This is a genomic window from Xanthomonas sp. CFBP 8152 (assembly GCF_014199025.1).
Taxonomy (GTDB): Bacteria; Pseudomonadota; Gammaproteobacteria; order Xanthomonadales; family Xanthomonadaceae; genus Xanthomonas; species Xanthomonas arboricola_B.
Window position 1 is genome coordinate 16650 of the sequence record NZ_JACHNO010000003.1, and the last position, 26110, is coordinate 42759.

The following is a 26110-nucleotide window of genomic DNA, read 5'->3' on the forward strand; positions in this document are numbered from 1 at the left end:
CCCCGTCAGCGCACGCCGGTGTGGCCGAATCCACCCGCTCCCCGCGCGCTGTCGACGAAAGTATCCACCACTTGCAAGCCCACGCGCACGATCGGCAGGATCACCAACTGTGCGATGCGGTCGCCCGGCTCGATGGTGAAGGCCTCACGGCCGCGATTCCAGGTGCTGATCAGCAGCGGCCCCTGGTAATCGGCATCGATGAGCCCGGTGCCATTGCCGAGCACGATGCCGTGGCGATGGCCCAGGCCCGAGCGCGGCAGGATCACTGCGCACAGCTGCGGGTCGGCCAGATGGATCGCAATGCCGCTGGGAATCAGCGCCGCATCGCCGGGCTCCAGCGTCATTGGCGCTTCCAGCGCGGCGCGCAGGTCCATGCCTGCGCTGGCGTCGGTGGCGTAGGCCGGCAGCGGCCACAGGTCGCCGAAGCGCGGGTCGAGCAGCTTCACCTGCAGGGACTGGGTCGGGGTGCTCATGCCTGCAATCTCTCCGCGATCAGGGCCAACAGCTGGTCGGCCAGTTCGGTCTTGCTGCTGCTGGGGAAGACGCGCTCGCCGCCCTGCCAATAGGCGGTGGCGGCGTTGTTGTCGCTTTCGAAGCCGCCGCCTTCGATCCCCACCTGGTTGGCGATGATCAGGTCCAGCCGTTTGGCGGCCAGCTTGCCACGCGCGTAATGCTCCACGTCGTGCGTTTCGGCGGCAAAACCGACCACCAGCTTCAGCGCGCCGGTCTGCGCGGCGACCTCGGCCAGGATGTCCGGCGTGCGCACCAGTTCCAGGGTCAGCGTCTCGCCGGTCTTCTTGATCTTCTGCGCGACCACCCGCTTGGGGGTGTAGTCGGCCACTGCAGCGGCACCGATGTAGATGTCGGCCGGGAACGCGTCCAGCACCGCATCGCGCATCTGCGCAGCCGAGCGCACGTCGATCCGCCGGACGCCGGCCGGAGTGGTCTGGTGCACCGGACCGCTGACCAGCACCACGTCGGCACCCTGGCTGGCGGCGGCAGCGGCCAGGGCATAGCCCATCTTGCCGCTGCTACGGTTGCCCACGTAGCGCACCGGGTCCAGGTCCTCGAAGGTGGGGCCTGCACTGATTACGATGCGCAGGCCGTCCAGTTGCGCGCTGCTGGGCACGAACGCAGGCGCAGCAGCACTCTTGGAGGCGAGCAGCATGGCACTGACAGCACCGGCACCGCCGACCAGGGCGGCGATGATCGCCGCCGGCTCGGCCAGCCGACCGGGGCCGGACTCGCCTTCGGCCAGCGGGCCGTCATCGGGACCGACCACGCGCACGCCGCGTGCCGACAGGCTCGCCATATTCGCCTGCGTGGCCGGGTGCAGCCACATGCGGTGGTTCATTGCCGGGGCCACGGTCAGCGGCGCAGTGGTGGCCAGGCACAGCGTGCTGACCAGGTCATCGGCCAGACCATGCGCCAGACGCGCCAGCAGGTCGGCCGTGGCCGGGGCGACGATCACCTGATCGGCCCAGCGCGCCAGTTCGATATGTCCCATCGCCTGCTCGGCGGCACTGTCCCACAACGTGGTGCGGGTGGGCTGCCCGGACAGCGCCTGGAAGCTGAGCGGGGTAACGAATTGTTGCGCGCCGCCGGTCATGGCGACCTGCACCTGCGCACCGGCGTCGCGCAGGCGACGGACCAGTTCGAGCGATTTGTAAGCGGCAATGCCTCCGCCGACGCACAGCAGCAAGCGCTGTCCGTCCAAGGGGCGGGCCTGAGTGGAGCCGATCACGTCGGAGTCGTCCTACGGTTACAAGGACAACTAGATTAGCCGATGCCCCCGTCCGGTCTGATAGGCGTGAGCGATGAGCACCGGCAATCTCGCCATATGCACATTCACGACTGGCCCACCCACGAACGCCCGCGCGAGAAACTTCTGGCGCGCGGGGCCCCTGCCCTGTCCGATGCCGAGCTGTTGGCGATCTTTGTCGGCTCCGGCCTGCGCGGCCAGGACGCCGTCCAGACCGGGCGCGACCTGCTGCTTCGCCACGGCCCGCTGCGCGTACTGCTGGATCGCACGGCACCCGCCCTGGCGCGCCTGCCCGGCCTGGGTCCGGCCTCGGCCTGCAAGCTCAGTGCGGCGCTGGAGCTGTCGCACCGCCACCTGCTGAGCGCACTGGAACGCGGCGACGCGCTCAGCGACCCGCCCAGCGTCGGCCGTTACTTTTCGCAACGGCTGCGTGCCCGCTCCTACGAAGTGTTCGCGGCGCTGTACCTGGATACCCGCCATCACGCCATCGCCTTCGAGGAACTGTTCACCGGCACCATCGACGGGGCCGACATCCATCCACGCGAAGTGGTGCGGCGGGCGCTACTGCACAATGCCGCGGCGGTGATCGTCGGGCACAACCATCCGTCTGGCAATCGGGAACCGTCCGAGGCCGACCACGCGGTCACCCGGCGTCTGCTGGATGCCTTGGAGCTGGTGGATATCCGCCTGCTGGACCACTTCGTGATCGGCGACGGGCGTCCGGTCTCGCTGGCCGAGCGCGGCTGGCTGGGATGACAAGGTGGTGACCTGAACCATCGGCCCGACCGCGGGGCGCGCGGTCGGGTAAAATCGGTGGTTTCGTTCCAAGCAGATCCCACGTGAAAGCCCAACTCCGCGCATTGATCGGCCAAGGCATTGAAGCCTTGCGCGCCAACGGCACCCTGCCTGCCGACACCCTGCCGCCGGATTTCGTGGTCGAGCGACCCAAGACGCGCGAGCACGGCGACTTCGCCACCAATGCCGCGATGCTGCTGGCCAAGCCGGCGCGCAGCAATCCGCGCGCGCTGGCCCAGGCGCTGGTCGCCGCATTGCCGGCCAGCGACGACGTGGCCAGGGTGGAGATCGCCGGCCCGGGCTTCATCAACTTCCATCTCGCCCCCACCGCCTACCAACGCGAAGTGGCGCATGTGCTCAAGCAGGGCCACGACTACGGTCGCGGGCTGGCCGGCAATGGCCGCTCGGTGGGCGTGGAATACGTCTCGGCCAACCCGACCGGCCCGCTGCACGTCGGCCACGGCCGCGCAGCGGCGATCGGCGACAGCCTGGCGCGCGTGCTCGATGCCAACGGCTGGAACGTCAAGCGCGAGTTCTACTACAACGATGCCGGCGTGCAGATCGAGAACCTGGCCTTGTCGGTGCAGGCGCGCGCGCAAGGGCTCATCCCCGACAGCGACGGCTGGCCGGAGAATGGCTACCGCGGCGACTACATCGCCGATGTGGCCAACGCCTACCTGGCCGGCGACACCGTCGACCTGGAAGGCCATCTGGTCACCGGAGGCAAGGACCCTGCCGATTTCGACGCGATCCGTCGCTTTGCCGTGGCCTATCTGCGCAACGAGCAGAACCACGACCTGGCCGCGTTCCGCGTCGATTTCGATATCTATTTCCTCGAAAGCTCGCTGTACAAGGACGGCAAGGTCGAAGAGGCGGTGCAGAAGCTGATCGCCTCCGGCCATACCTACGAGGAAGGCGGCGCGTTGTGGTTGAAGTCCACCGACTTCGGCGACGACAAGGACCGGGTGATGCGCAAGTCCGACGGCACCTACACCTACTTCGTGCCGGACGTGGCCTATCACCTGACCAAGTGGCAGCGCGGCTACGAGCGCGCGATCACCGAACTGGGGGCCGATCACCACGGCTCGCTGACGCGCGTGCGCGCCGGCCTGCAGGCGCTGGAACTGGGCATCCCGCAAGGCTGGCCGGAGTACGTGCTGCACCAGATGGTCACGGTGATGCGCGGCGGCGAGGAAGTGAAACTGTCCAAGCGTGCCGGCAGCTACGTCACCCTGCGCGATCTGATCGAAGAAACCAGCGCCGATGCGGTGCGCTGGTTCCTGATCGCGCGCAAGCCCGACTCGCAGCTCACCTTCGACATCGACCTGGCGCGTCAGCAGAGCAACGACAACCCGGTGTTCTACGTGCAGTACGCGCATGCCCGCGTCTGCAGCGTGCTGCGGCAGGCGCAGGAGAAGGGCTACAAGTACGAGCAGGCGCATGGACTGGCCGAGCTGGCGCGCCTGGACGACGAGCACTCGCTCAACGTCATGGTCGAGCTGTCGCGCTATGCGGAGGTGGTGGAAATCGCCGGGCAGACGCTGGAGCCGTACCAGATCGCGCAATACCTGCGTGAATTGGCGCACGCCTTCCACACGTGGTATCACAACACCAAACTGCTGGTGGACGATGCCGCAGAGCGCGACGCCAAGCTCACCCTCGCCGTCGCCACGCAGCAGGTACTCGCCAACGGCCTGGAACTGCTTGGCGTCAGCGCCCCAGAAAAGATGTAAGCCGGGCCGCATGGCCCGCAACGACGTGATTCGGAGAAGTGGTAGATGGCAGCACGACGCGGTAAGAGTCAGGCGCGACGCAATACCAGCAATGGCACCCCTGGTTGGGTGTGGTTGGTGGCGGGCGCTGCGATTGCGGCAGTGATCTTTCTGGCCGCGCCCAACCTGTTCAAGAAGGACGGCGACGGCTTCCTGCGCGTAGGCCCGCGCGCCAACCCCGACGCGCAGCCCGAACCGGTGGCCGATGCCGACGTGGATACGCCGGCCGAGCTCCCCAAGCCCAGCGCGCAACCGCCCAAACCGCAAGCCAAGCCCGGCGATGCGCAAACCCAGTACGACTTCTATACCTTGCTGCCCGGCAAGGAAGTGCAGATGTCCGATGCCGAACTGGCAGCCAGTGCGCGCGCCGAAGAAGCCGCACGTGCGCGCGCAGCGCTGGAAGGCAAGCCGGTCGCGCCTGCGCCGGCTGCGAGCGTGGCGGCAGCCACGCCGGCGGCCAGCGTGCCGGTTCCGTTGAACGGAACTGCAGCCAGCGCGCCGAAGCCGTTGGCGGAGGCCGCCCCAACGCGTCCGGCCGCCACGCCGGCGCCGGCCAGCACTGCGGCGCTCACCACGCCAGCTGCAACGGCTGCGCCGAAGCCGACTGCGGCAGCAGCAGCTGCCACGCCGGCATCCCCCGCCGCAGTGACGGACAACACCCGCTACATCCTGCAGGCCGGCTCGTTCGGCGCCTCCGGGGATGCCGAATCGACCAAGGCCAAGCTGGCGATGATGGGCCTGGCCGCACGCGTCGAATCGGCCGACATCAGCGGCAAAACCGTTTACCGCGTGCGCATGGGGCCGTACGGCAGCGCCGGCGAACTGGCCGAAGCCAAGCAGAAACTGACCGGTAGCGGCTTGCCCGCCATTGCGATCAAGGCGCAGTAGCCGCAGTGCTGCAGCGCGCCGCCGGCCTGTGGTTGTGGTGGGGACTGATCGGCGCGGTGCACGCCACCGAGCAGATCCCCGACCGCATCCGGATCGACGGGCAGGACGCGGCACTGCTGGCCGAGCCGTTGGCGCCGGTGCTGGACGACCAGGCCACCTGGCAACGTTTCGTGACGCGTGCGCGGCAGGCGCTGGGCAGTTGCAGTGCAAACTGGCGTGGCTATCGGGCCGATTGGCGCGTGGAGCAGGCGCAGGTATTGCTGGATCGCGTCGTCATCGGCGCCTGCGACACCGCGCCGCCGGCATTGCCCCTCGATGTGCTGTTTCCCGGACGGACCGCCCCGGTGGCCGCGGATTGGATCGATGGCGAGCTGGTGATCGCCCTGCCAACCGCCGCGAGCACCGGCGACACCGCACCCGGCGCCGCAGAAGCACCGTATTTGCTCCTGCAGGTGCGACACGGCCGCGTAGTGACGCGCGAGCCGCTCAGTGAGGCAGGGTTGCGCGCGCTTCGCGCCCAGGCCAACACACCTGGTCCTGCCACCACACCCTGACCCCTTCGCCTCATCCCCTTGTTCGCAGGAGTTATCCCCATGTCCAAGACTGTTCTGATCACCGGTGCCACTTCCGGATTCGGCAGCGCTGCCGTGCGCCGTTTTGCCGCCGCCGGCTGGAAAGTCATCGCCACCGGTCGCCGCGCCGAGCGCCTGGATGCCTTGGCTGCCGAACTGCCCGCCGGTCAGGTGCATACCGCCGCCTTCGACATGCGCGATGCGCAGGCCTTGTCGGCGGCGATCGACGCGCTGCCGGCCGACTTCGCCGACATCGATGTGCTGGTCAACAACGCCGGCCTGGCGCTGGGCACCGCCCCGGCGCAGCAGGCCGACCTGGCGCAGTGGCGGCAGATGATCGACACCAACGTGACCGCACTGGTGACGCTGACGCACCGGCTGCTGCCCACCCTGATCGAGCGCCGCGGCGCCATCCTCAACATCAGCTCGGTCGCGGCCACCTACCCGTATACCGGCGGCAACGTCTACGGCGGCACCAAGGCGTTCGTACGCCAGTTCTCGCTGGGGCTGCGCTCGGACCTGCATGGCACCGGCGTGCGCGTCACCTCGATCGAGCCGGGCATGGCCGAGACCGAGTTCACCCTGGTGCGCACCGGTGGCAACCAGCAGGCCTCGGACACGCTCTACGGCGGCGCCGAGCCGATGACCGCCGAAGACATCGCCGAGCAGATCTTCCACGTCGCCACGCTGCCGCCACACCTCAACATCAACCGGCTGGAGCTGATGCCGGTGAGCCAGTCGTTCGCCGGCTTCCAGGTCGCTCGCCGGCCCGCCTGACACGCCGACCGTTGCCGGCCGCTGACGCGCGCCGGCAGGTGGGGCTGCAGTGGAAGTCGCGGCCCCGGTGTCGCCAGGCAAAGCCCTGGTCCTGCGCAAGCCCTCGGGGCTGAGCCCGGGGGCAGGTGCCCGGGCCGGCATCGCCGCTTCCACCCGCGCCGGCGCTCGGCAACGCCCACGTCGCCGCTAACCGGCGGCCCGGTCCAGGGGCACGCGTCGCGGCCCCGGGGCCGCACGCAGCAGCCGCCCGCGCAGGCGCAGGCACGGCCGCTCCACGGCGTAGTGCAGCAATGCCCCGGCCAGCAGGGTCGCCAGCGCATAGGCGCAGAACGCCAGCAGCGGATGGCCCTGAAGCGCGTCCCCGGCGGTGCGCTCGACCAGGCGGAACACCGCCTTGTGCACCAGGTACAGGCTGTACGAGGCGGCCGCGATCCAGCCCACGCCGGGCAGCGCGCGGCGGCCGATCACGCTGGACCTGCCGGCCGCGGCGAACACCAGCAGCGCCAGGGCCGCCGACAGCACGGGCCAACCCAGCACGTTGCCGCTCAGCCCGGTGCGTTCGCGGAACAGCCACAGCGCAACGGCCAGCAGCGTAAGCCCCGCCAGCACGCAGGCGTCGGCATGCCGCTGCAGGCGCGCCCAGTGCAGGGGCCGGTGGACCTTGAAGGCGGCGAGCATGATGCCGGCCAGCAGGCCGTCGAGCCGGTTCCAGGTCGGGTAGTAGATGTCCTCGACGAACCAGTTGCGTTCCATCGCCCCGCGCGCCTGCGCCGCCGCATCGTGGATCCAGACGCTGCAGCGCAGCAGCATGCCGGCGGCCACGAGCGCCAGGCACAGCCGCACGAAGCCGCGCGCGCTCAGGCGTCCGGCGCAGGCGACCGCCAGCAGCGGGAACACCAGGTAGAAGTGCTCCTCCACGCACAGCGACCAGATCTGCGAGAACGCCGGATTGCGGTAGTCCGCGGTGACGTTGAACAGGAAGAACACGAACTTCCACCACGGCTCCATCCGCGGCACCTCGCGGATCGCCGGCCACCACAGGTACAGCGCCAGCATGACCCAGAACGCCGGCAGGATGCGCAACGCGCGCCGCAGGTAGAAGTCGCCGAAGCGCAGGCGTTCGCCGCGCGCCAGCGGTGTCAGTACCTGGGTACCGATCAGGAAGCCGCTCAGCACGAAGAACAGGTCCACGCCCATCCAGCCGTAGCGCGACAGCCAGGTCCAGCCCGGGGCCAGGTCGCCGATGAGATAGGTATGGAACAGCATCACCCAGACGATGGCGATGCTGCGCAGCAGGTCGAGACCGGGAAGGCGTTGTGGGGGGGACACGATCAGCAGGGTCGCGAGGGGGCACCAGCGATCTTACCCGCAGATCTGGCGCAACGCCGCGGGCCGGAGCTGCTGCATCCAGGCCGCGACGGGCCAGGGCCCGCCACAGCGGACGAGGGCGGCGGTGCCCTTCAAATCGGCTGCCCCCCCTTCGAAGGGGGACGGCGAACCCGGCGTCAGGCCGTCTGCACCAAGCGCGCCTTCGCGCACAGCGGACAGCTCGCGAGAAAATCTGCGGTCGCCTCGCGCATCGCCTCGAACGATCGCCCATGCAGGTACAGCGCGGTCTCCGACGGACCCTGCCAGCAGCTCATCACCCTGCCCTGGCCTTCGACCAGCCAATCCAGTTCCGCGTAGACGTGGTTCACGTCGCACTCGGCGTACACCGCATCCGGAAGGTCGGTGTCGTTGAGATAGGCTGCCATCGCCTCGGACGCCCCGAACGCCAGCAGCGCGCGGCCGTCGTCGAACACCGGCCGCGAACCCCGGTCGCGGCCCGGCGGTCGAGCACCCCGGTCAGGGCCTCGATTGAGGCCGGGTCGCCGGACGCCAGCGCGACCCCGATATCGCCGCGCCCGACCTCGCCGATCGGACTGACCTCGGTGCCCCCCCCCCCAGGATCTCGCCCAGGCCATGCCCAGCCATGATCCCGGCCAGCGGATCCTCGAAGAGCTCGCCGTGGTGCAACGGTTGCAGGCGGGTGTTGAGTTCGACCGTGAGCCGCAAGGGCCCGGCAGCCGCGGGCGAGGCAGAAGACGAGGTCGTCTTGGCGTGGACGCGGGGCCTCAGCCCAACGGTTCGTCGGACAGGTAGGTGTAACCGGTCAACCCTGCTTCCAGTGCGTCGCTCAATTCCTGTGCGCGCTCGGGCGATAGCTGCGCGGCGGCGATGCGCTCGGCATAGGTCGCACGTAGCGTGTCCAGCTGATAGCCCACGTAGTCCAGCATCACATCGGTGGTATCGCCGCGGCGCTGCTGCGCGATGCGGTAGCCGTCGCCGTCCACGGCCACTTCCACCGCATCGGTATCGCCGAACAGGTTATGGATATCGCCCAGGATTTCCTGGTAGGCACCGACCAGGAAGAAGCCGATGCGATAGCTCTGCCCCGGATTCAACGCATGCAGCGGCATCGAGCTGTCCAGGCTTTCGTTCTCGACGTAGGTCTTGACCATGCCGTCGGAATCGCAGGTCATGTCGGCGATGATGCCGCGCCGCTGCGGCGCTTCGTTCAAGCGTTCGATCGGCACGATCGGGAACACCTGATCGATCGCCCACACATCCGGAATCGACTCGAACACGCTGAAATTGACGAAATACTTGTCCACCAGCCGCTCGTTGAGCTCGTCCAGCACCGGGCGATGGCTCTTTTCGTCGAAGCTCAGGCGTGCACGTACGCCGTGAGCGATCGCATAGAACAGGTCGTCGATACGCGCGCGGTGGGTCAGGTCGATCTGGCCCAATGCGTAGGCACTCAGGCCTTCGGCATGGAAGTGCTGCGCCTCCTGGAACAGTTCCACCGCCGGGCGCACATCGAGCTCGTCATGGATCTCGCGCAGGTGGCGGATCGCTGCCGGCTCGTCGTCATGCGCGTCGGGCACGCGGCCTTCCGGCGCCTGCTCCACTTCGGACACGTTGGCGATCAACACCGCGTGGTGGGCGGTCATCGCGCGGCCGCATTCGGTGACGATGCGCGGCGGAGTCAGGCCGTGCTCTTCGCAGGCGCTGGCCAGGGGCTGCACGATGTTGCTGGCGTAGGAATGCAGGCCGTAGTTGATCGAGCAATAGCTGCGCGAGCGCGTGCCTTCGTAATCGATGCCCAGACCGCCGCCGACATCCACGTGGCTGATCCGCGCGCCCAGCCGCGACAGCTCCACGAAGTAGCGCGTGGCCTCGCGCATGCCGTTGGCGATGTCGCGCACGTTGGAGATCTGCGAGCCCATATGGAAGTGCAGCAGGTTCAGGCTGTCGGCGTACTCGGTATCGCGCAGCGTCTTCCACAGGTCCAGCACCTGGCGCGGCGACAGCCCGAACTTGGCCTTGTCGCCACCGCTGTTCTGCCACTTGCCCGCGCCAAGCGAAGCCAGGCGCATGCGCACGCCCAGACCCGGCTTGACGTCCAGTGCGCGCGCCTCTTCCAGCACCAGCTTCAGCTCGGAGGGTTTTTCGATGACGATGAAGGTCTGCAGGCCGAGCTTGCGGCCGATCAGCGCCAGGCGGATGTATTCGCGGTCCTTGTAGCCGTTGCAGACGATCAGCCCACCCGGGCGCGACAGCGCCAGCACCGCCATCAGCTCCGGCTTGCTGCCCGCTTCCAGGCCGAAACCCTCGCCATGGTGCGACGCCAGGGTGCCGGCCACGCCACGATGCTGGTTGACCTTGATCGGGTACACGGCTGTGTAGCCGCCGGCGTAATCCCATTCGGACTGCGCCTGCGCGAACGCCGCCTGCAACTTGCCCAGGCGCTGGCCCAGGATGTCCGGGAAACGCACCAGCAGCGGCAGCTTGGCGCCGGCCGCGCGCGCGGCGTCCACCACCTCGGGCAACGACACCGACGGACCGTCGCTGGTCGGCGTGACCACCACATGTCCGGCGTCGTTCACATCGAAATACCCGTCGGCCCAATGCGGGATCGAATAGGTCTTGCGGGCTTGGTCGAGGGACCAATCGCTCATTTCGCTGACTCGGCTGGGACAAAAAGGGCGTGAAGTGTAACGCCTGGCACGCGCAGGGTCCGTTACAATCCGCGCCGACTTCACGCCCCTCTCCCGGTTGGAGCGGGGTTGGCGAGGGTTCGGCATGGCCGTCGGCAGCTTGCTTGCACGCGGCTGCGTCCGGCCGTCATCCGGCGCCAAGCGCCACCTTCTCCCGCGTGGGAGAAGGAACAGCCCCCATCTTTTAGGACTTTGCATGAGCGCCAACGACAACTGGTACATCGAACACTTCCAGCCCACCGGCTCGGCGATCGGCTTCCGCATCAGCGGCAAGCTGGACGAGGTGCAGTCCCCGTTCCAGAAGATCGAAATCTACCAGACCACCGACTGGGGCAAGCTGATGCTGATCGACGGCGCGGTGATGCTGACCAGCCGCGACAATTTCTTCTATCACGAGATGATCAGCCACCCGGCGCTGTTCACCCATGCCGCGCCCAAGCGCGTGGTGATCATCGGCGGCGGCGACTGCGGCACCCTGCGCGAGGTGCTCAAGCACCCGGGCGTGGAAAGCGCCACCCAGTGCGACATCGACGAGCAGGTCACCCGCATGTCGGAGAAGTACTTCCCCGAGCTGTGCGATTCCAACCACGATGCGCGTGCCGAGCTGCTGTTCGACGACGGCGTGGCCTACATGGCCAACTGCCCGGCCGGCAGCGTGGATATTGTGATCGTCGACTCCACCGACCCGGTCGGCCCGGCCGAAGGGCTGTTCAACAAGGCCTTCTACGAAAGCTGCTTCAAGGCATTGAAGGACGACGGCATCCTGGTGCAGCAGTCTGAGTCGCCGCTGGCGCTGCTGGAACTGATCAAGGAAATGCGCACCGAAATGGGCAAGGCCGGCTTCCAGTCGTTCAAGACCCTGCCCTTCCCGCAGCCGTGCTACCCCACCGGCTGGTGGAGCGTGACCATGGCCAGCAAGCAGGCCAACGCCGAGTTCGCCTTCCGCCAGGACGCCGCGCAGGCCAAGGGCTTCGAGACGCTGTACTACACCGCCCACCTGCACACCGGCGTGCTGGTCGCGCCGCCGTTCGTGGCCAAGGCGCTGGGCGAGTAAGACTGCCAGCGGCACAAGGTGAACGGTCGCCAGATGGACATGACAGGCGCGGAGCAGCCGCCATGTCCATGCGGCAAGCGCCTCCGCGCAGCGACTGCGCCCGCCCGACGACGATCACGTGCCGGTCTTAACTGCCGTAGCCTGGCACCCCACGACCGGCGTAGCGGTCTGCGCGCATGCTGCGGCAAGCGCAGAGCACCGCAGACCGCCGCTTGAAGCGACTTCCCGATCCACTGCGTGCACCGCTTGGCACGGCCGGTGCTCGGAATCGGCATGCACGACGCCGTACGCTCCGGCTCTAGGCGCACCGTCCGCACGGCTTACGACTGCTCGCTACGTCTTGTCAGGCATTCTTGGGCCGCGCAATCCCCGCCAGCTGACGGCTACCTGCTGAATCTGTCAGCAGCCTTACAGCCGTGCCAACACCTCGGCTTTTTTGGCGTCGAATTCTTCCTGCGTGACCAAACCCGCATCCAATAGCTGCTTGAGCTTGCTCAGCACCTGCATCGGATCATCGGTGACGGCCACCGCGATCGGCGGAGCCGAAGGCACCGCACCCTGCGCTGCAGGAGCGTGCACCACCACACCGCCGGCCGACGCGCGCAACTTGTCGAATTCCAGCTGCTGGCGTTTTTCGTAGGCGGATTCTTCCACCTGCTGCGCATAGGCATACACGCGCCGCGCCTGCTTTTTTGGAAGGCTATCGATGGATGCGTACGCGCCCTGCGTGGTGCGGCACATGATGGTGGCCCCGAGCATCTGTTCGCTCATGTGCACATCGAGCACCTCGCGCCAGGGGAAATCGCGAAACGTCATGCCGAACAGTTTCGGGTAGACCACAATGAACCTGCGGTTGGTCAGCACCACCGCGTCAGGTGACAGGTTCATCACCATCTTCTTCTGCACGGCGATGTACTCGACCTGCTCGTCGCGAGTCAGCAACTCGGTGACCTTGGGCAGGATCCTGCCCACTGCCGTTGGGTCCTGCTCGTCCGTCAAAAACTGCGCCAATGCGTCCATCTGCCCTCGCCAACGGCTGAGTCAATGCGTTGACCGTGACACTACAACAACCCGCATGGATGCCCGTGCAACGCCAATGACCGTATGCGGCGCGGCTACAAGGTGCGGCCTCAAACAGAATTGCCGTCTGCCAAGTCGCTGTTGAACTACATCTGACGCAGAAGGGCGGACGCTGCCGCCCGCCGTTCCTGGATCGTTCGCTTACATTAGAAGCGGACTTCGAGTGCCGCGTTCAGTACTTCGGCACGATTGATGGTGGTGTCTTCGGCGTAGTCATAGTAATCGTTGGCGTAAATGTAGTTGGTGTACATCGCGCTCACACTCGCGTGCTTGCCGATATCGACGCCCAGGCCGAGGCTCGCGTAGCCACCGTAGATTTCATCACTCATTTCTGCGACCTCCGCATACCATGAGCCAATACGCACCACAGCAAACAGTGGAGTGTCACCAAAGTTGAAGCGGGCCGTACCGCCGATGCCACCAAACTTCACTGCTGGAATAAAGACATCGTCGGTCGAGTCTCCGCGGTCCAGGCGCCCAACCGATCCCTCGAGCCCGATCAACGTCACCGAGCCGGCACGCCAGCGATAGCCGGCACTGAGGCCAAGCATGTCCTGCTTGTAGCCACTGAACACCTCGCCCCTACCACGCTGCACGCTGATAAACGCGCCGCTGTCGATACGCGATTGCTCGGTCCGCGCAGTGCCCGTTGCTGGTACTGGCGCTGCTGCGTACGCCGGCGCAGGCGGCGCATCTACCGCAGGCGTCTGCGCCGTGACGGTGGCAAATCCGCCGGTCTGGTCGACCACACCTGCACGTCCGCTTCCACCGACGGCGGTCGGCGCGCCGCCGGCTTGCGACGGACGCGACTGCGGCGCTGCCGGCGCAGGGGCCTCCTGCGTACCGGCCTGCGGCTGCTTTTGCTGCTGCCGGTAGCTGTCCCAGCCGCGCGACAGCGATTGCGCTGAAGCCTGTGCCGTGACGCCAAGCGCCGTGCAGGCCAATAGCAGTATTGCAGTCCTTTTCATCGTATTCCCCATGAGTGGTCCCCCATCGTTCCCGCATCCGTGCGCGCGCGGGCGAACCCGACGGCGTCTGGAAGTGGCGCAGTTGCTGTCATCTCTCCGGGGGCGTCCCCGCATCACTGCAATGCCCAAGGCACCGGCCGTGGCACACCGGCGTGGATGTGCGCGACGCGCGCGTGATGCAGCCCCCTGACCGCAGCGCGCACAGTGTCTGGAGTCTCATTGCCTGTCAAGAAGCGGCGACACGCATGTCCAACCGCACTCTGCCGGGGTGAGCTTCGACATGTTCCGCCACTACCGATCCGCCGCGAGCCGATCGCCAGCTCCCATTGCGATCGAGCGAGATCGCACCGCGGCCGTGGTGCCGCGTGTGGCCGTCCAGTGCATCGGCAGAGCGCTCCCGCATGCCGTCCGATCCGGTGATTTTGCAAAACCCGAGTGCTTCAACCGCTTGAATAGCAAGGCTGTTCCATGTCCGGAACATTTCATTTGTTAAACAAATGTAATTTCAGTACTCGCAAGTTCTAAAATCCGCCGGACCGATCCCTCGCGATCATCGTGAACCCTGCCAGACGCGTGATCGCTCCGCGCCGCCAAGGTCCGGAGACTTGTCATGCATTACCAGCCGCTGGACACCTCCAGCCTGCAAATCGTCACGCCCGTGCTGCTCAAGCAGGGCACCCGGTTGCTCGAGCCCAACGTCTATCGCGCGCATCTGGATGGGCAACTGGCGGTGGTCAAGGACTACAGCCGCTACCGCCGTACGCTGCTGGCGCCGATCGCGCGGCTGATGGTGCGGCACGAGGCCAAGATGCTGGCTCGGCTGCACGGCTGGCGGCATGCGCCGGCCCTGCTCGGCACGCTGGGCGGGCTGGCGCTGGGCATGGAGTTCATTCCGGGCGACACCCTCAGCGCCAGCGCGGTGGTCGGCCAGGAGGTGTTCCAGCAGCTGCAGCAGGCGCTGCGCCGCCTGCACGCCGTCGGCATCACCCACAACGATCTGCACGGCACCAATGTGGTGATCAGTGCCGGCGTGCCGGTATTGATCGACTTCACCTCGGCCTGGCGCTTCCCGCGCTGGTTGCGGCGCGGCCTGCTGGCGCGTCAACTGCAGCGCAGCGACGTGGCCAATTTCCAGAAGATGCGCCAGCGTCTGGCCGGGATCGCGCCGACCGCCCACGAGGCCGCACGCAGCGCCGAGCCGCGCTGGGTACGCACCATCCGCGGCAGCTGGAAGCGGCTGTATCGGCACCTCAAGCGCGATGCGCAGCCAACCAGTGCCAACTGAAGCCCGCTGACCGGCAGGCCGCAGACCCGCCGCCGAGGCAGCGCGCACCCGCCGTGATGCCTGGCCGGTGACGTGCAACCGCGCCCTGCATCCAGCACCAGCGCCGGCATCTGCGCAACAACGCATATCGATCTGCGTCCCGCATGCTGATCCGGCGTCGTGGGCCACAGGCCACACCCGCCGGGCTGCAAGCCTGACCATCTCGATGCCACGCCAACGGTGCGCCGATCGCCCTGGCGAGCAGTCGCCAGGGTGCCGCGCAACGGCGCGGAGGAACAGCAGTGGACAGGGGTACATGCCGATGCCGCGCACCGGCGGCGCCCTCCAGGCGGCTAGCCCGTCGTCCGGTCGCCGCCCCGGTTCCTCAATGCGCGCTTGCCGCTTTGGCTGCCGCCGGCTCGCGGTAGGCGATCAGTTGCGGCGCGTCGGCGACGAAGCGGTCCAGCACGCCATCGGCGATCTTGACCGGGCCACCGAAGCGCGTGGCGCCGGGAATCGAGGTAATCGCTGCGGCGGCGGCGGCGATCCGCTTGGCATCGGCAAACGCAATTGACGCCTGCGCGTCACCGCGATTGGCGGCATCCAGGCCGGCCGCGGTCTGCTGCAGCGCGCGGCCCCAGCCTTCCATCGCCTCCAGCCAGGGCCGCGATTGCTCCGCAAAGCCCTTGTCGGCCACGCCTGCGCGAATGGTCTGCGGCGCGGCCGCGAATGCATCGGCCGTACGCGCAAGCTCGGCGATGGCCTGGCTGCGCGCTGCCGCATCGCCCAGCGCAATCGTCTCGCGCACCTGGTCGAGCACGGCCTTCAGCCGCGGCGCCTGTTCCTGCCACGGCTGGCTGCCGAAGGTGGGCGCCAGATGCTGGGTATCGAAGAAGGTCAGCAGCGCGGCGGTCAACTGCGCGTCGCCACCGGCCAGGTCGCGTGCGGCCGCATGCCAGGTGCGCTCGGCGTCGTAGCCGGTGTCGTTCCAGGCGAAGGCGGTCAGCCCCATCACTGCGACCCGGCTGGGCACTTCCTGATTCATCGGGTTGGAGACGATGCCGGACAACTCCGCCGACAGGCCGGCCTCGCGCCGCGCATACGGCGCCATCAGCAGGCGCCCGGCCGAGGTTTCGAAATCGTTGACCGGGTAGTTGTCCCACAGCAGCGTCTTGCGGCCGAACGCCTTGGTCGCCGCGCGTGCATCGGGAATGGAAATGGCTGGCGGCACCACGTCGGTGCCGGTCCACTGCACCACGATCTTCGGGTCCAGATGTTTGCGCAGCGCTTGCTTGTACGGGCTTTCCTTGGCGTCGTAATACTCGGTCGGCACCATGATCAGTTCCGAGGCTGCATCGTGGCGGGCGACCAGATCGGCCTGCACCAGGTTGAGCAGATGCGACTGCGCGATACCGGCCGCCTGCGCACCGGAATCGCCGAAGGTGGCCTTGTCGCGCTCGCAGTTCCACTTGGTGTATTCGATATCGTCCAGCGCCACGTAGAAGCTGCGCACACCCAGCGCGCGGAAGGCATCGAACTTGCGCAGCAGCGCCTTGGCGTCGGCCGGATCGGAGAAGCACACCGTCGGCCCCGGCGAAATCGCATAGACGAAGTCGACATGGTTGCGCTTGGCGGTGGCCGCCAGCTTGCCCAGCGCCTTCAGCGTCGCGGCCGGATATGCGTCGCGCCAGCGGTCGCGTGCGTACGGGTCGTCCTTGGGGCTGTAGATGAAGGTATTGGCCTTGCTGCGGGCGAGAAACTCGATGTGCTTGCTGCGGTCGGCCATCGACCATGGCGCGCCGTAGAAGCCTTCGATGGTGCCGCGGATCGGCATCGCCGGATGATCCTGGATCGCCAGGGTCGGAATGGCCGGGCGCTCGACCAGCTGGCGCAGCGTCTGCGCCGCATGGAACAGCCCGTCGTTGTCGTGACCGGCTAGCGTGATCAGGCTGCCGGTGCCGAGTGCCACGCTGGCGAGCGTATAGCCCTCCTTGTGGGTGTCCTGCACCGCCTTGCTGCGGCTCAGCGCATCGCGCACCACTGCCGCCTCGCCGGTGCCGAGCACGATGTGCGGCCGGTCGAGTGTTGCCGGCAGACGCGCTGCGGTGGCGATCCTGGTGACGCCGGCCGTACCGAGGATGCGGCGTACCAGCGCGACCGATTCCGGATCCGCACCCGGCGCCGCTACCAGCACCACTGACTGACCCAGCGTGACGGTGCCGCCCTCCAGCGTGATCGAAACCGGCGCGGGGAAGATCGCCGGCTGGGTGACCGGCTGCGCCAGTGCGGGGACTGTCGCCGCTGCCAGGCCCGCTGCCAGCCAGAGCGAGAGCGGGCGCAAGCCCGATTTCCTATCGCGTCGCTTCATCCCCTAACTCCGGTATTGAAATGGTATTAGGTGATAGAGTAGGCAAGTCGTCCCGTGGGGACAAGCAGGACCGGTCTCGAAAGATTTTGAACCAAACCGCCAGCTAGGAGCTGGATCACGGGCATCACGTGAATGCCAACGCTGCCTCAGGTGGCGGATCCGATCTTCGGTATTGAAATGGTATGAGCGCGCTGCGTGGCGTGGCACCGCTCGGGTCCTGTAGCGGACCAGCTGCTCGGATGAAGTTGAGCTCCGGCGCACCGTTTCGCAGACGCATCGACAGCCAGATGCCGCCTGCCCACGAGTGGCGAGTGACCGACGATGCAACTGTGGACGCCATGGCGCCGCGTCGCGGCAATCTTCCGATGGCTTGTGCGATAGCTGCGACATCTCAGCAATCGGCCGATCGCCCAGGCACCAACGGCGCAATGTCGACCGAAGGCGCTGCCCGCTGACGCCTTACAGCGCGTCGCTGTCCAACTCGCCGGTACGGATCCGCACCACACTGCCCAGGTCGTAGACGAACACCTTGCCGTCGCCGATCTTTCCGGTCCCGGCCGCGGTCACGATGGCTTCGACCACGCGCTCGGCCTGGTCGTCGGTCACCGCCACTTCGATCTTCACCTTGGGCAGGAAATCGACCACGTATTCCGCACCGCGATACAGCTCGGTATGCCCCTTCTGGCGCCCGAAGCCCTTGACCTCGGTCACCGTGATGCCAGCCACCCCGCAGCCGGCGAGCGCTTCGCGCACATCGTCGAGCTTGAACGGTTTGACGATGGCCATGATCATTTTCATCGGTGCAGATCCAGGGGCATGACAGGGCGCGCAGCATACCGTGGAAGGCCGTAACACTCACCCCGCAGCGTACTGCCGTCGCCGCGGCCGACAGCCGAATGGGACTATCCTTACCGCCTGCCGACTGCCTTGCCGATGTCCCGCGTGTCCCGGCCTGCATTAGGCTCCCTACGGACCTGCGGAGAACACTCATGATCGATTTCAACCAGCTCGACGACCTCGCCCGCCGCCTCAGCGACCTGGTGCCGCCGGGCCTGCGCCAATCGCGCGAAGAATTGCAAAGCACCTTCAAGGGCGCGCTGCAGGCCGGCCTGGGCAAGCTGGACCTGGTCACCCGCGAAGAGTTCGACGTGCAGCGCGCGGTGCTGCTGCGCACGCGCGAAAAACTCGACGCGCTGGAACAGGCCGTGGCCGCGCTGGAAGCCCGCGCGCCCGCGACGCCGCCCGCAGCGCCACCTGTCACTCCCTGATCAGGGCCTTCCACCATGAGTCTGGCGCTGGTGCACAGCCGTGCCCGCGTGGGGGTGCATGCGCCTGAGGTTCGGGTGGAAGTGCATCTCTCCGGCGGGCTTCCCTCCACCCAGATCGTGGGCCTGCCCGAGGCCGCGGTGCGCGAATCGCGCGAACGCGTGCGTGCGGCGCTGCTGTGCGCACAATTCGAATTTCCCGCCCGGCGCATCACCATCAACCTGGCCCCGGCCGACTTGCCGAAGGAAGGCGGCCGCTTCGACCTGCCGATCGCCCTCGGCATCCTGGCCGCCAGCGGGCAGATCGATCGCCAAACCCTGGCCGATTACGAATTTCTCGGCGAGCTTGCACTGACCGGCGAGTTGCGCGGCGTCGATGGCGTGTTGCCGGCCGCCCTGGCTGCCGCGCAAGCCGGGCGACGGCTGATCGTACCGCTGGCCAATGGCGCCGAAGCGGCCATCGCCGGACACGTCGAAGCCTTCACCGCGCGTACGCTGCTGGAAGTCTGCGCCGCGCTCAATGGCAGCCAACGCGCGCCTGCTGCCGAAATGGCGATCCCGGCGCTCGGCGCGCGTGCGCTGCCGGACATGGCCGATGTCCGTGGCCAGCCGCACGCACGTCGCGCATTGGAGATCGCCGCCGCCGGTGCTCACCATTTGTTGTTGGTCGGCAGCCCGGGCTGCGGCAAGACCCTGCTGGCCTCTCGCCTGCCCGGCCTGTTGCCGGAATCCAGCGAAGCCGAGGCACTGGAAACCGCTGCCATTACCTCGGTCAGCGGCCGCGGGCTGGATCTGGCACGCTGGCGACAGCGGCCCTACCGAGCCCCGCATCACACCGCCAGTGCGGTCGCCTTGGTCGGTGGAGGTACGCATCCACGCCCCGGCGAGATCTCGCTGGCCCACAACGGCGTACTGTTCCTGGACGAGCTCCCAGAGTGGCAGCGGCAGACCTTGGAAGTGTTGCGCGAGCCCTTGGAGTCGGGCCTGGTGACGATCTCGCGCGCAGCGCGCAGCCTGGATTTCCCGGCACGCTTCCAGCTGGTTGCTGCCATGAACCCATGCCCGTGCGGATGGGCCGGCGATGGCAGCGGGCGTTGCCGCTGCAGCAGCGACAGCATCCGCCGCTATCGCAGCCGCATCTCCGGCCCGTTGCTGGACCGGATCGATCTGCATGTCGAAGTACCGCGACTGCCCCCGCAAGCCTTGCGCAGCGGTGAAGTCGGCGAAAACAGCGTCAGCATGCGTACGCGCGTAGTCGCCGCACGCCACCGGCAACTCGCGCGTGCCGGTGCACCCAATGCACAACTGGATCAGGCTCAGACCGATCACCACTGTCGCCTGCAGGGCGGTGATCAGGTGCTGCTGGAACGCGCCATCGAACACCTGCAACTGTCCGCGCGCTCGATGCATCGCATCCTGCGCGTGGCCCGCACCATTGCCGATCTCGACGACAGTGCAGCCATTGCCACCGGGCATCTGACCGAGGCCATCGGCTACCGCAAACTGGATCGTGCCATGGGTACGGCAAGCGCGGCATAGCAGCGCCTGATCCAAGCGCGTCGACGCGATGGCATTCGTCCGCCGTACAACGATGCCGCGCCGTTCCGTTAGGACGCTAAGGAGTTCGGGACACCGTGCGGTCACCCGCTTCATCCATCGCCGGCTGTCCGCTACTGGCTTGGCGGCAAAACGCGTGCGCTTGCCGCTATCGGGCAGCACAGCATTTTTGCCAGTACGTCCACACGCTCTCTTCAGCGTCGCAACATCCATTTCATGGCGATGCACGTACAACGTCCGCCACACCACTGCGCAGAGGCCGCCATGAGCCGACTTCCCAACCTAGTCACCGTCCCATCCCTGGACCTGAATCGCTATCTGGGCACCTGGTACGAAATCGCACGGCTGCCGATTCGCTTCGAAGATGCCGATTGCACTGATGTGTCGGCGCACTATTCGCTGCAGGACGATGGCACGGTGCGGGTACAGAACCGCTGCCTGGCCGCCGAGGGCGAGTTCAAAGAAGCAATCGGGCAGGCGCGCGCCATCGATGACAGCAACGCGCGACTGGAGGTCACCTTCCTGCCCGAAGGCCTGCGCTGGATTCCTTTCACCAAAGGCGATTACTGGGTGATGCGCATCGATGCGGACTACACCGCCGCGCTGGTCGGCGGCCCCGACCGAAAGTACCTGTGGCTGCTGGCAAGGCTGCCGCAGCTGGACGAAAACATCACCCAGGCCTATCTGGCGCATGCGCGCGAACAGGGCTTCGATCTGGCCCCGTTGATCCACACCCCGCACACCGGGCGACTGACGGAGCAGCCACTTCCCTGATTTTTGTGCCGAGCCGACGAGGCAGGCTGCACCACTCCGGCGAGGACCCGCACCTTCGACCAGCGAAGGTCTTGTATCTCTAGGGAACTGGTTGCAACGATCGATCAGCTGTAGAGCTAGACCAACGCTAGAGCGGCTGAGCTGTGGCTTGGTCGCAGTGCCCTTGCCGCCCGCCTACCGTCGCGGGACACGGCGCAAGTACGTCCTTGCAGGACCTTGTGCGGCATCCATGCCGCACAAGGTCCTGCAATGGTGGGCAGCCGACAACTTGCTGGTGCGGCGCCTTACCAGTTGCCGGACCTTTTACGGCATGGATGCCGCCACGGAGCTTCCACGGACGATGCGCGGCGTGTCCCGCAGGCGGTGAGGGCATCGCGCCCTCGACGACCAGCCCTGGCCTATCTGGTAGTGGAGGACTGGCGACCGGATTGCAGGCCGACTCAACCGTTGAGAGCGCCCAGATCCTTGGCCGCAGCCTGCGCGCCCTCCAGGCTGTCGAAGGCGACCCCGGTGTCCCCGACCACATACTTGGTCAGCTCGCCATCGCGGGTGGTTTCCTGCATCTTGAAGATCGGCACTGCATCGGTGCCGCCGACGCGTTCTTTCTGCGTTGTCATGGTGATTCCTCCAGGGAGAGTGCCTTGCACGGAGCCGGGTGGCGCCGCGGCTCCCGCGTGGGAGCACAGACGGCCCGACCCTAGCGCGCCGCCTTGTGCGGGCGCGTGAATCCATTGACGAGGCCGATTGCCACGTCCCCGCCACTGTCATCTGCAGAAAATCACATCCGCTTCGCTCCCCGGACGCGCGCAACCCATGTGTCTGTCGTACATTCGCGTCGTGCAACCTCACCCGTCCACCGTCACTGTCTCAACCGTCTTCGCGCGGCACCTCCGGATGCGGCGCAGGTGCGCCGCGCCGTTCATAGGGCGCTGCGCGCCAGCGATGCGCTGCTCGGGCTGTTGTGCGTAAGCTCGCCTCCACGCAGATGCGGGTGGTGAGGTGAAGCGTCAACGCATCATCAGTGTGACCGTATTGCTTGTGCTGCTATGCGCAGCACTTCCGATCAGCCTGTCCTACTACTTGGCATGGCGGCTGGCGCTGGACCGCGAGGAAAGCAAACTCGCGCAGCTCGCGGCACTGTCGATCCGGCGCACCGATACCGCCTTCGACGAGGCGCATGGCGCGCTATTGAGCATGGCCGCATCGCAGCTGCCGCCCTGCTCCCCATCGCATCTGGCGCAGATGCGCGCACTGGTGCTGGCCAGTCATTACATCGTCGAACTGGGATACATCCAGCAGGGCCGGTTGCGCTGCACCTCGTGGGGGCCATCACCGGAGGCCGTTGCACACACCACGGCCGATTTCGTGGTCAAGCGCGGCATTGCCGTCACCACCCGGCTGCGCCCGCTGGCCAATCCGCAGCATCTGCTGATGGCCTTGCAGCTGCGGGACTACAACGTCCTGATCAATCCGGACACACTGACCGACATCAACCTGCCGCCCGGCCTGCAGTTGGCGATCGGCACGCCGGACGGACAGATACTGAGCAGTACCGGCACCGCCGCCGAGCAGTTGCTGATCGCACCGCCGGCCGATGCATCCGGCACCGGCGCAGATGCCCAAGCACTGTCCGGCCGCGACCGCCGCGGCGACTGGGCCGCGGTCGTCACCGAGCCCATAGCGTATCTACGCGGGCCGCTGGCGGCCGCACGGCTGCAAGTGGTACCGGTCGGCACTGCGCTGGCCCTGCTGTTGGTCAGCCTGGTGATCTGGATATCGCGGCGGCGATTGTCGCCGCTGGCACGGCTTGAAATTGCAGTCCAGCGCAATGAGTTCGTCGTGCATTACCAGCCGATCATCGCACTCGACACCGGCGCCTGCGTCGGTGCCGAGGCGCTGGTGCGCTGGCAGCAACCCGATGGCGTGCTTATCCCGCCCGATGCCTTCATTCCGCTGGCCGAAGAAAGCGGCTTGATCCTGCCGATCACCGATCTGGTGGTGGCTGAAGTCATCCGCGACCTCGGCCCGACCCTGGCGACCGAACCCTCCCTGCACGTGGCTATCAATGTCTCCGCCGAAGACATCAAGAGCGGCCGTGTGCAGACCGTGCTTGCCCAGGCGCTGCACGGCACCAGCGTGGACAGCGGGCAGTTGTGGGTGGAAGCGACCGAACGCAGCCTGATGGACATCGAAGCGGCACGCGCCACCATCATCCACCTGCGCGGTGCCGGCCACACGGTGTCAATCGACGACTTTGGCACGGGCTATTCGAGCCTGCAGTACCTGCAGGGGTTGCCCCTGGATGCGCTGAAGATCGACAAGTCCTTCGTGGACACCATCGGCACCCACTCGGCCACCAGCGCGGTGACCTCGCACATCATCGACATGGCCAAGACGCTGCAGTTACGCACCATTGCCGAAGGCGTGGAACGACAGGAGCAACTGGACTATCTGCGTGCACACGGCGTGGATCTGGCCCAGGGCTGGCTGTTCTCGCGCGCGCTGCCGGCTACCGGCTTCATCGCCTACCACGCGCTGATGCGCGGCGCCGCGCAATGACCAGCGCCAGTACGGCACCCTGCTGACCGGGGCTGTCAGAACGCGCAGTCGACCAACAGCCACGACGATCCGGGCACCGTAATAAACGTTGTGCGCGCACGGCATTCTCGAATCGCAGCGCAGGTGCTGATCTCACCCGCACGCAAGCTCAAATTGCCCGAAAGCGTGTTGCCCGAGCTGGCGCTACCGCTTTGAGTTCCCCCCTGCCGCAAGCACCGATGCTGAGCACCCGGCAAGGCGCAATCTCGTGTGGCGATCCGGCAGGGACTGACTGCACCCCAAAAAAAGGCCGCCAATGGCGGCCCTTTCGATCAGGCGCTCTGCAGGGCGCCTTCGCGTTGTCGGCGTACCGGCTTGGGCCGGCTCGGGAACGCGTGCCGCACGATCCGCCACATCACCTGGCCGAACTGGCGCGGCAGCGAGCCGGTGTTGTAGTGCTGGCCGTAACGCGCACAGATCTGCTTCACCTCGACCGCAATCTGCGCGTAGCGATTGGCCGGCAGGTCCGGGTAGAAGTGATGCTCGATCTGGTGGCTCAGATTGCCCGACAGCACGTTCATCAGCTTGCCGCCGGTGAGGTTCGAGGAACCCCGCAGCTGACGCAGATACCAGTGGCCGCGCGACTCGTTGCGGATCGACTCCTTCGGGAACACTTCCGCATCGGCGGTGAAGTGGCCGCAGAAGATGATCACGAAGGTCCAGATGCTGCGCAGCACGTTGGCGGCCAGGTTGCCCAGCAGCACGGTCAGGAAGAAGGGGCCGGCAAGCAGCGGGAACACGATGTAGTCCTTGAGCATCTGGCGGCCCATCTTGCGGCCGACCGGCAGGAACGAGGCGCGCAATTCGGCCGCCTTCATCTTGCCGGCGAACCAGCGGCCCAGGCGCAGGTCCTGGATCGCCACGCCCCACTCGAACAGCAGCGCGAAGAACACCGCCACGAACGGCTGTAGCAGGTAGAACGGGCGCCAGCGCTGCTCGGGGAAGATGCGCAGCAGGCCGTAGCCGATGTCGTCGTCCATGCCGCGCACGTTGGTGTAGGTGTGGTGCTTGAAGTTGTGCGTCTTGCGCCAGTTGTCGCCGGTGGCGACGATGTCCCACTCGTAGGTGTTGCCGTTGAGCTGCGGGTCACCCATCCAGTCGTACTGGCCGTGCATGACGTTGTGGCCCAGCTCCATGTTCTCCAGGATCTTGGACAGGGTCAGCAGCACCACGCCGGCGATCCACGCCGGGATCAGCACGCTGTGCACGAAGGCGCCCAGGAACAGCAGCGCGCGACCGGCCACGCCGGTCCAGCGCACCGCCGCCACGATGCGGCGGATGTAACGCGCGTCGGCGGCGCCGACCTGGGCCTGGACGCGGGCGCGGATGGCATCGAGTTCGTCGCCGAAGGACTGCAGTTCGGCAGCGGACAGGGCACGGTTGTGGACTCGGCTCATGAAGATTCCTTACAGATCCAGGATCAGGTCAGTGCTCGGGGCACTGATGCACAGGCGGACCTGTGCGGTGGGTTCGTTGCTGCGCTCACCGGTCAACAGGTGGCGTGTGGTCCCGGACTGGCGCGCGCAGGCGCAGCTATTGCAAATGCCCATGCGGCAGCCGTGTTTCGGACGCAGGCCTTGCGCTTCCAGCCCTTCAAGCAGCGACTGGCCGCGCGGCAGGCTGAGCGTACGGCCGCTGCGTGACAGCTGGACCTGCACGTCACCGGCTTCGCCGTCTTCCAGCGTCGGCACGCTGAAGGCTTCGGCCTGGAACGCGGCCACGCGGCCCTGCAGGCGCGCACGCGCAGCCTGCACGAAACCGCCCGGGCCGCAGACCATGACGTGACGGGCGGAAAGATCGGCGATCTGCTCCAACGGATAGGTATCGATGCGTGCAGCCGGCGCGGTGCCTTCGCGGGTGGCCAGCAACCGTACGCGCAAGCGCGGATATGCGGCGGCCATTGCCTCGAATTCATCGACGAAGCAGGCTTCGTCGCGCTGGCGCACCCAGTACAGCAGGTCCACGTCCATCGGCATGCCGGCTTGCGCGGCGGCCTGCAGCAACGCGCGCATCGGGGTGATGCCCGAGCCGGCAGCCAGCAGCAACAGCGGCGTCGGGGCGGTCGGCAACAGCATGTCGCCGAAGGCCGGATCCAGCGACACCACCGTTCCGATCGGCGCAGCGCCGGCAAGGTAGCGGCTGACCAGCCCACCTTCGATCGCCTTGACGGTAATCGCCAGGCGGCCATCGGCCAGCACGGTCGGGCTGTAGCTGCGGAGCAGGCGGCGGCCTTCGATCTCCACGCCCAGGCTGACGTGCTGACCGGCCTGCAGGCCCCGCCAGTGGCCATTGGGCCGCAACACCAGGGTCACCGCATTGCTGCTGGCCGCCGTACGCGCGACCAGGCGGGCCATCGGCCGTTCCAGCGTCCACAAGGGATTGAGCCGGGTCGCCCAGAAATCGAACAACTGCGGCGACACCAGCCGGCGCGCCAGACGTGTCGGCAACGGTGACTTGGACTTGGGAGGAGATGCCAGGTTCATGGATCGCACTATACGCATGCATGCACAGCCGTGTATACAGTTGTATATCGACCAGAGGGGCTATGATTCAGGCCCACGCCCGGCTGCCGTCCC

At 67.0% G+C, this 26110-nt stretch carries 23 protein-coding genes and 1 other RNA gene; 12 read left to right on the plus strand and 12 right to left on the minus strand.

The features are described from left to right. Positions 1–5 precede the first annotated feature (5 nt). Both dut and coaBC read right to left on the minus strand, forming a co-directional pair. Positions 6–473, minus strand: coding sequence for a dUTP diphosphatase (dut, locus tag FHT09_RS11800; protein ID WP_016901966.1), 468 nt, complete (start codon positions 471–473; stop codon positions 6–8). Beyond that, on the minus strand, positions 470–1744 hold the full coding sequence (coaBC, locus tag FHT09_RS11805; RefSeq protein WP_104605780.1) for a bifunctional phosphopantothenoylcysteine decarboxylase/phosphopantothenate--cysteine ligase CoaBC: 1275 nt from the start codon (positions 1742–1744) through the stop codon (positions 470–472). Before coaBC ends, dut begins: the two co-directional genes overlap by 4 nt. A gap of 96 nt (positions 1745–1840) precedes the next feature. Between coaBC and radC the strand changes: the two genes are divergently transcribed. The 5 genes from radC to FHT09_RS11830 all read left to right on the plus strand — a co-directional run bounded on the left by radC (position 1841) and on the right by FHT09_RS11830 (position 6566). After that, a complete protein-coding gene (radC, locus tag FHT09_RS11810) occupies positions 1841–2518 on the plus strand; it encodes a DNA repair protein RadC (RefSeq protein WP_104537746.1) in 678 nt (225 codons plus the stop codon). Between the two features lie 83 nt (positions 2519–2601). After that, positions 2602–4290, plus strand: coding sequence for an arginine--tRNA ligase (argS, locus tag FHT09_RS11815; RefSeq protein WP_104605782.1), 1689 nt, complete (start codon positions 2602–2604; stop codon positions 4288–4290). Between the two features lie 45 nt (positions 4291–4335). After that, entirely contained in the window at positions 4336–5217 is an 882-nt protein-coding gene (locus FHT09_RS11820; protein WP_104605783.1) for an SPOR domain-containing protein, read from the plus strand. Positions 5218–5222: 5 nt separating this feature from the next. After that, on the plus strand, positions 5223–5771 hold the full coding sequence (locus tag FHT09_RS11825) for a hypothetical protein (protein ID WP_104605784.1): 549 nt from the start codon (positions 5223–5225) through the stop codon (positions 5769–5771). Between the two features lie 39 nt (positions 5772–5810). Continuing rightward, the gene (locus FHT09_RS11830) at positions 5811–6566 is read left to right on the plus strand and encodes an SDR family NAD(P)-dependent oxidoreductase (protein WP_104605785.1); all 756 of its coding nucleotides are present in this window, start codon (positions 5811–5813) and stop codon (positions 6564–6566) included. Positions 6567–6752: 186 nt separating this feature from the next. Here FHT09_RS11830 and FHT09_RS11835 read toward each other — a convergent pair whose 3' ends face one another. From FHT09_RS11835 to speA, 3 genes are all read right to left on the minus strand, one after another. Next, positions 6753–7895, minus strand: a complete 1143-nt coding sequence (locus FHT09_RS11835) for an acyltransferase (RefSeq protein ID WP_258077196.1) — start codon at positions 7893–7895, stop codon at positions 6753–6755. Positions 7896–8071: 176 nt separating this feature from the next. Further along, positions 8072–8368: a hypothetical protein gene (locus FHT09_RS20305; protein ID WP_243849086.1), complete on the minus strand. Its 297-nt coding sequence runs from the start codon at positions 8366–8368 to the stop codon at positions 8072–8074. 312 nt (positions 8369–8680) lie between these two features. Beyond that, positions 8681–10567 (minus strand): arginine decarboxylase, encoded by a 1887-nt coding sequence (gene speA / locus FHT09_RS11845; RefSeq protein ID WP_104605787.1) that lies wholly within the window; start codon positions 10565–10567, stop codon positions 8681–8683. A 235-nt stretch (positions 10568–10802) separates the two neighbouring features. On the opposite strand from speA, the gene speE reads away from it, so the two are divergent. Both speE and FHT09_RS11855 read left to right on the plus strand, forming a co-directional pair. After that, positions 10803–11660 carry a polyamine aminopropyltransferase gene (speE, locus tag FHT09_RS11850; RefSeq protein ID WP_104605788.1) on the plus strand — a complete coding sequence of 286 codons (858 nt, stop codon included), beginning with the start codon at positions 10803–10805 and terminating at the stop codon, positions 11658–11660. Between the two features lie 273 nt (positions 11661–11933). Then, positions 11934–12009: non-coding RNA, sX9 sRNA (locus tag FHT09_RS11855), on the plus strand. A gap of 59 nt (positions 12010–12068) precedes the next feature. On the opposite strand, the gene FHT09_RS11860 is transcribed toward FHT09_RS11855, so the two are convergent. Further along, on the minus strand, positions 12069–12680 hold the full coding sequence (locus tag FHT09_RS11860; protein ID WP_104537737.1) for a PH domain-containing protein: 612 nt from the start codon (positions 12678–12680) through the stop codon (positions 12069–12071). Positions 12681–12886: 206 nt separating this feature from the next. Continuing rightward, positions 12887–13708, minus strand: coding sequence for a hypothetical protein (locus FHT09_RS11865; protein ID WP_104605789.1), 822 nt, complete (start codon positions 13706–13708; stop codon positions 12887–12889). A gap of 610 nt (positions 13709–14318) precedes the next feature. Here FHT09_RS11865 and FHT09_RS11870 point away from each other — a divergent pair. Next, positions 14319–14993, plus strand: coding sequence for an RIO1 family regulatory kinase/ATPase (locus tag FHT09_RS11870; protein ID WP_181141278.1), 675 nt, complete (start codon positions 14319–14321; stop codon positions 14991–14993). A gap of 364 nt (positions 14994–15357) precedes the next feature. On the opposite strand, the gene FHT09_RS11875 is transcribed toward FHT09_RS11870, so the two are convergent. Together FHT09_RS11875 and FHT09_RS11880 are read right to left on the minus strand one after the other, a co-directional pair. Continuing rightward, positions 15358–17340, minus strand: coding sequence for a beta-N-acetylglucosaminidase domain-containing protein (locus FHT09_RS11875; protein WP_104605790.1), 1983 nt, complete (start codon positions 17338–17340; stop codon positions 15358–15360). Between the two features lie 459 nt (positions 17341–17799). After that, a complete protein-coding gene (locus FHT09_RS11880; RefSeq protein ID WP_016904463.1) occupies positions 17800–18138 on the minus strand; it encodes a P-II family nitrogen regulator in 339 nt (112 codons plus the stop codon). A gap of 191 nt (positions 18139–18329) precedes the next feature. Between FHT09_RS11880 and FHT09_RS11885 the strand changes: the two genes are divergently transcribed. The 3 genes from FHT09_RS11885 (at position 18330) to FHT09_RS11895 (ending at position 20936) form a co-directional block, all read left to right on the plus strand. Beyond that, the gene (locus FHT09_RS11885; protein WP_104605791.1) at positions 18330–18608 is read left to right on the plus strand and encodes an accessory factor UbiK family protein; all 279 of its coding nucleotides are present in this window, start codon (positions 18330–18332) and stop codon (positions 18606–18608) included. 15 nt (positions 18609–18623) lie between these two features. Next, a complete protein-coding gene (locus tag FHT09_RS11890; protein WP_184416973.1) occupies positions 18624–20144 on the plus strand; it encodes a YifB family Mg chelatase-like AAA ATPase in 1521 nt (506 codons plus the stop codon). Positions 20145–20426: 282 nt separating this feature from the next. Further along, entirely contained in the window at positions 20427–20936 is a 510-nt protein-coding gene (locus FHT09_RS11895; RefSeq protein ID WP_166776182.1) for a lipocalin family protein, read from the plus strand. A gap of 440 nt (positions 20937–21376) precedes the next feature. On the opposite strand, the gene FHT09_RS11900 is transcribed toward FHT09_RS11895, so the two are convergent. Then, the gene (locus FHT09_RS11900) at positions 21377–21553 is read right to left on the minus strand and encodes a hypothetical protein (protein ID WP_166776180.1); all 177 of its coding nucleotides are present in this window, start codon (positions 21551–21553) and stop codon (positions 21377–21379) included. A 382-nt stretch (positions 21554–21935) separates the two neighbouring features. On the opposite strand from FHT09_RS11900, the gene FHT09_RS11905 reads away from it, so the two are divergent. After that, positions 21936–23495 carry an EAL domain-containing protein gene (locus FHT09_RS11905; protein ID WP_104605792.1) on the plus strand — a complete coding sequence of 520 codons (1560 nt, stop codon included), beginning with the start codon at positions 21936–21938 and terminating at the stop codon, positions 23493–23495. Between the two features lie 311 nt (positions 23496–23806). Here the strand turns inward: FHT09_RS11905 and FHT09_RS11910 are convergent, their stop codons facing one another. Beyond that, complete coding sequence (locus tag FHT09_RS11910) at positions 23807–24931, minus strand: acyl-CoA desaturase (protein ID WP_104605793.1); 1125 nt, start codon at positions 24929–24931, stop codon at positions 23807–23809. Between the two features lie 9 nt (positions 24932–24940). Next, positions 24941–26017 (minus strand): ferredoxin reductase, encoded by a 1077-nt coding sequence (locus FHT09_RS11915; protein WP_104605794.1) that lies wholly within the window; start codon positions 26015–26017, stop codon positions 24941–24943. Positions 26018–26110 lie beyond the last annotated feature (93 nt).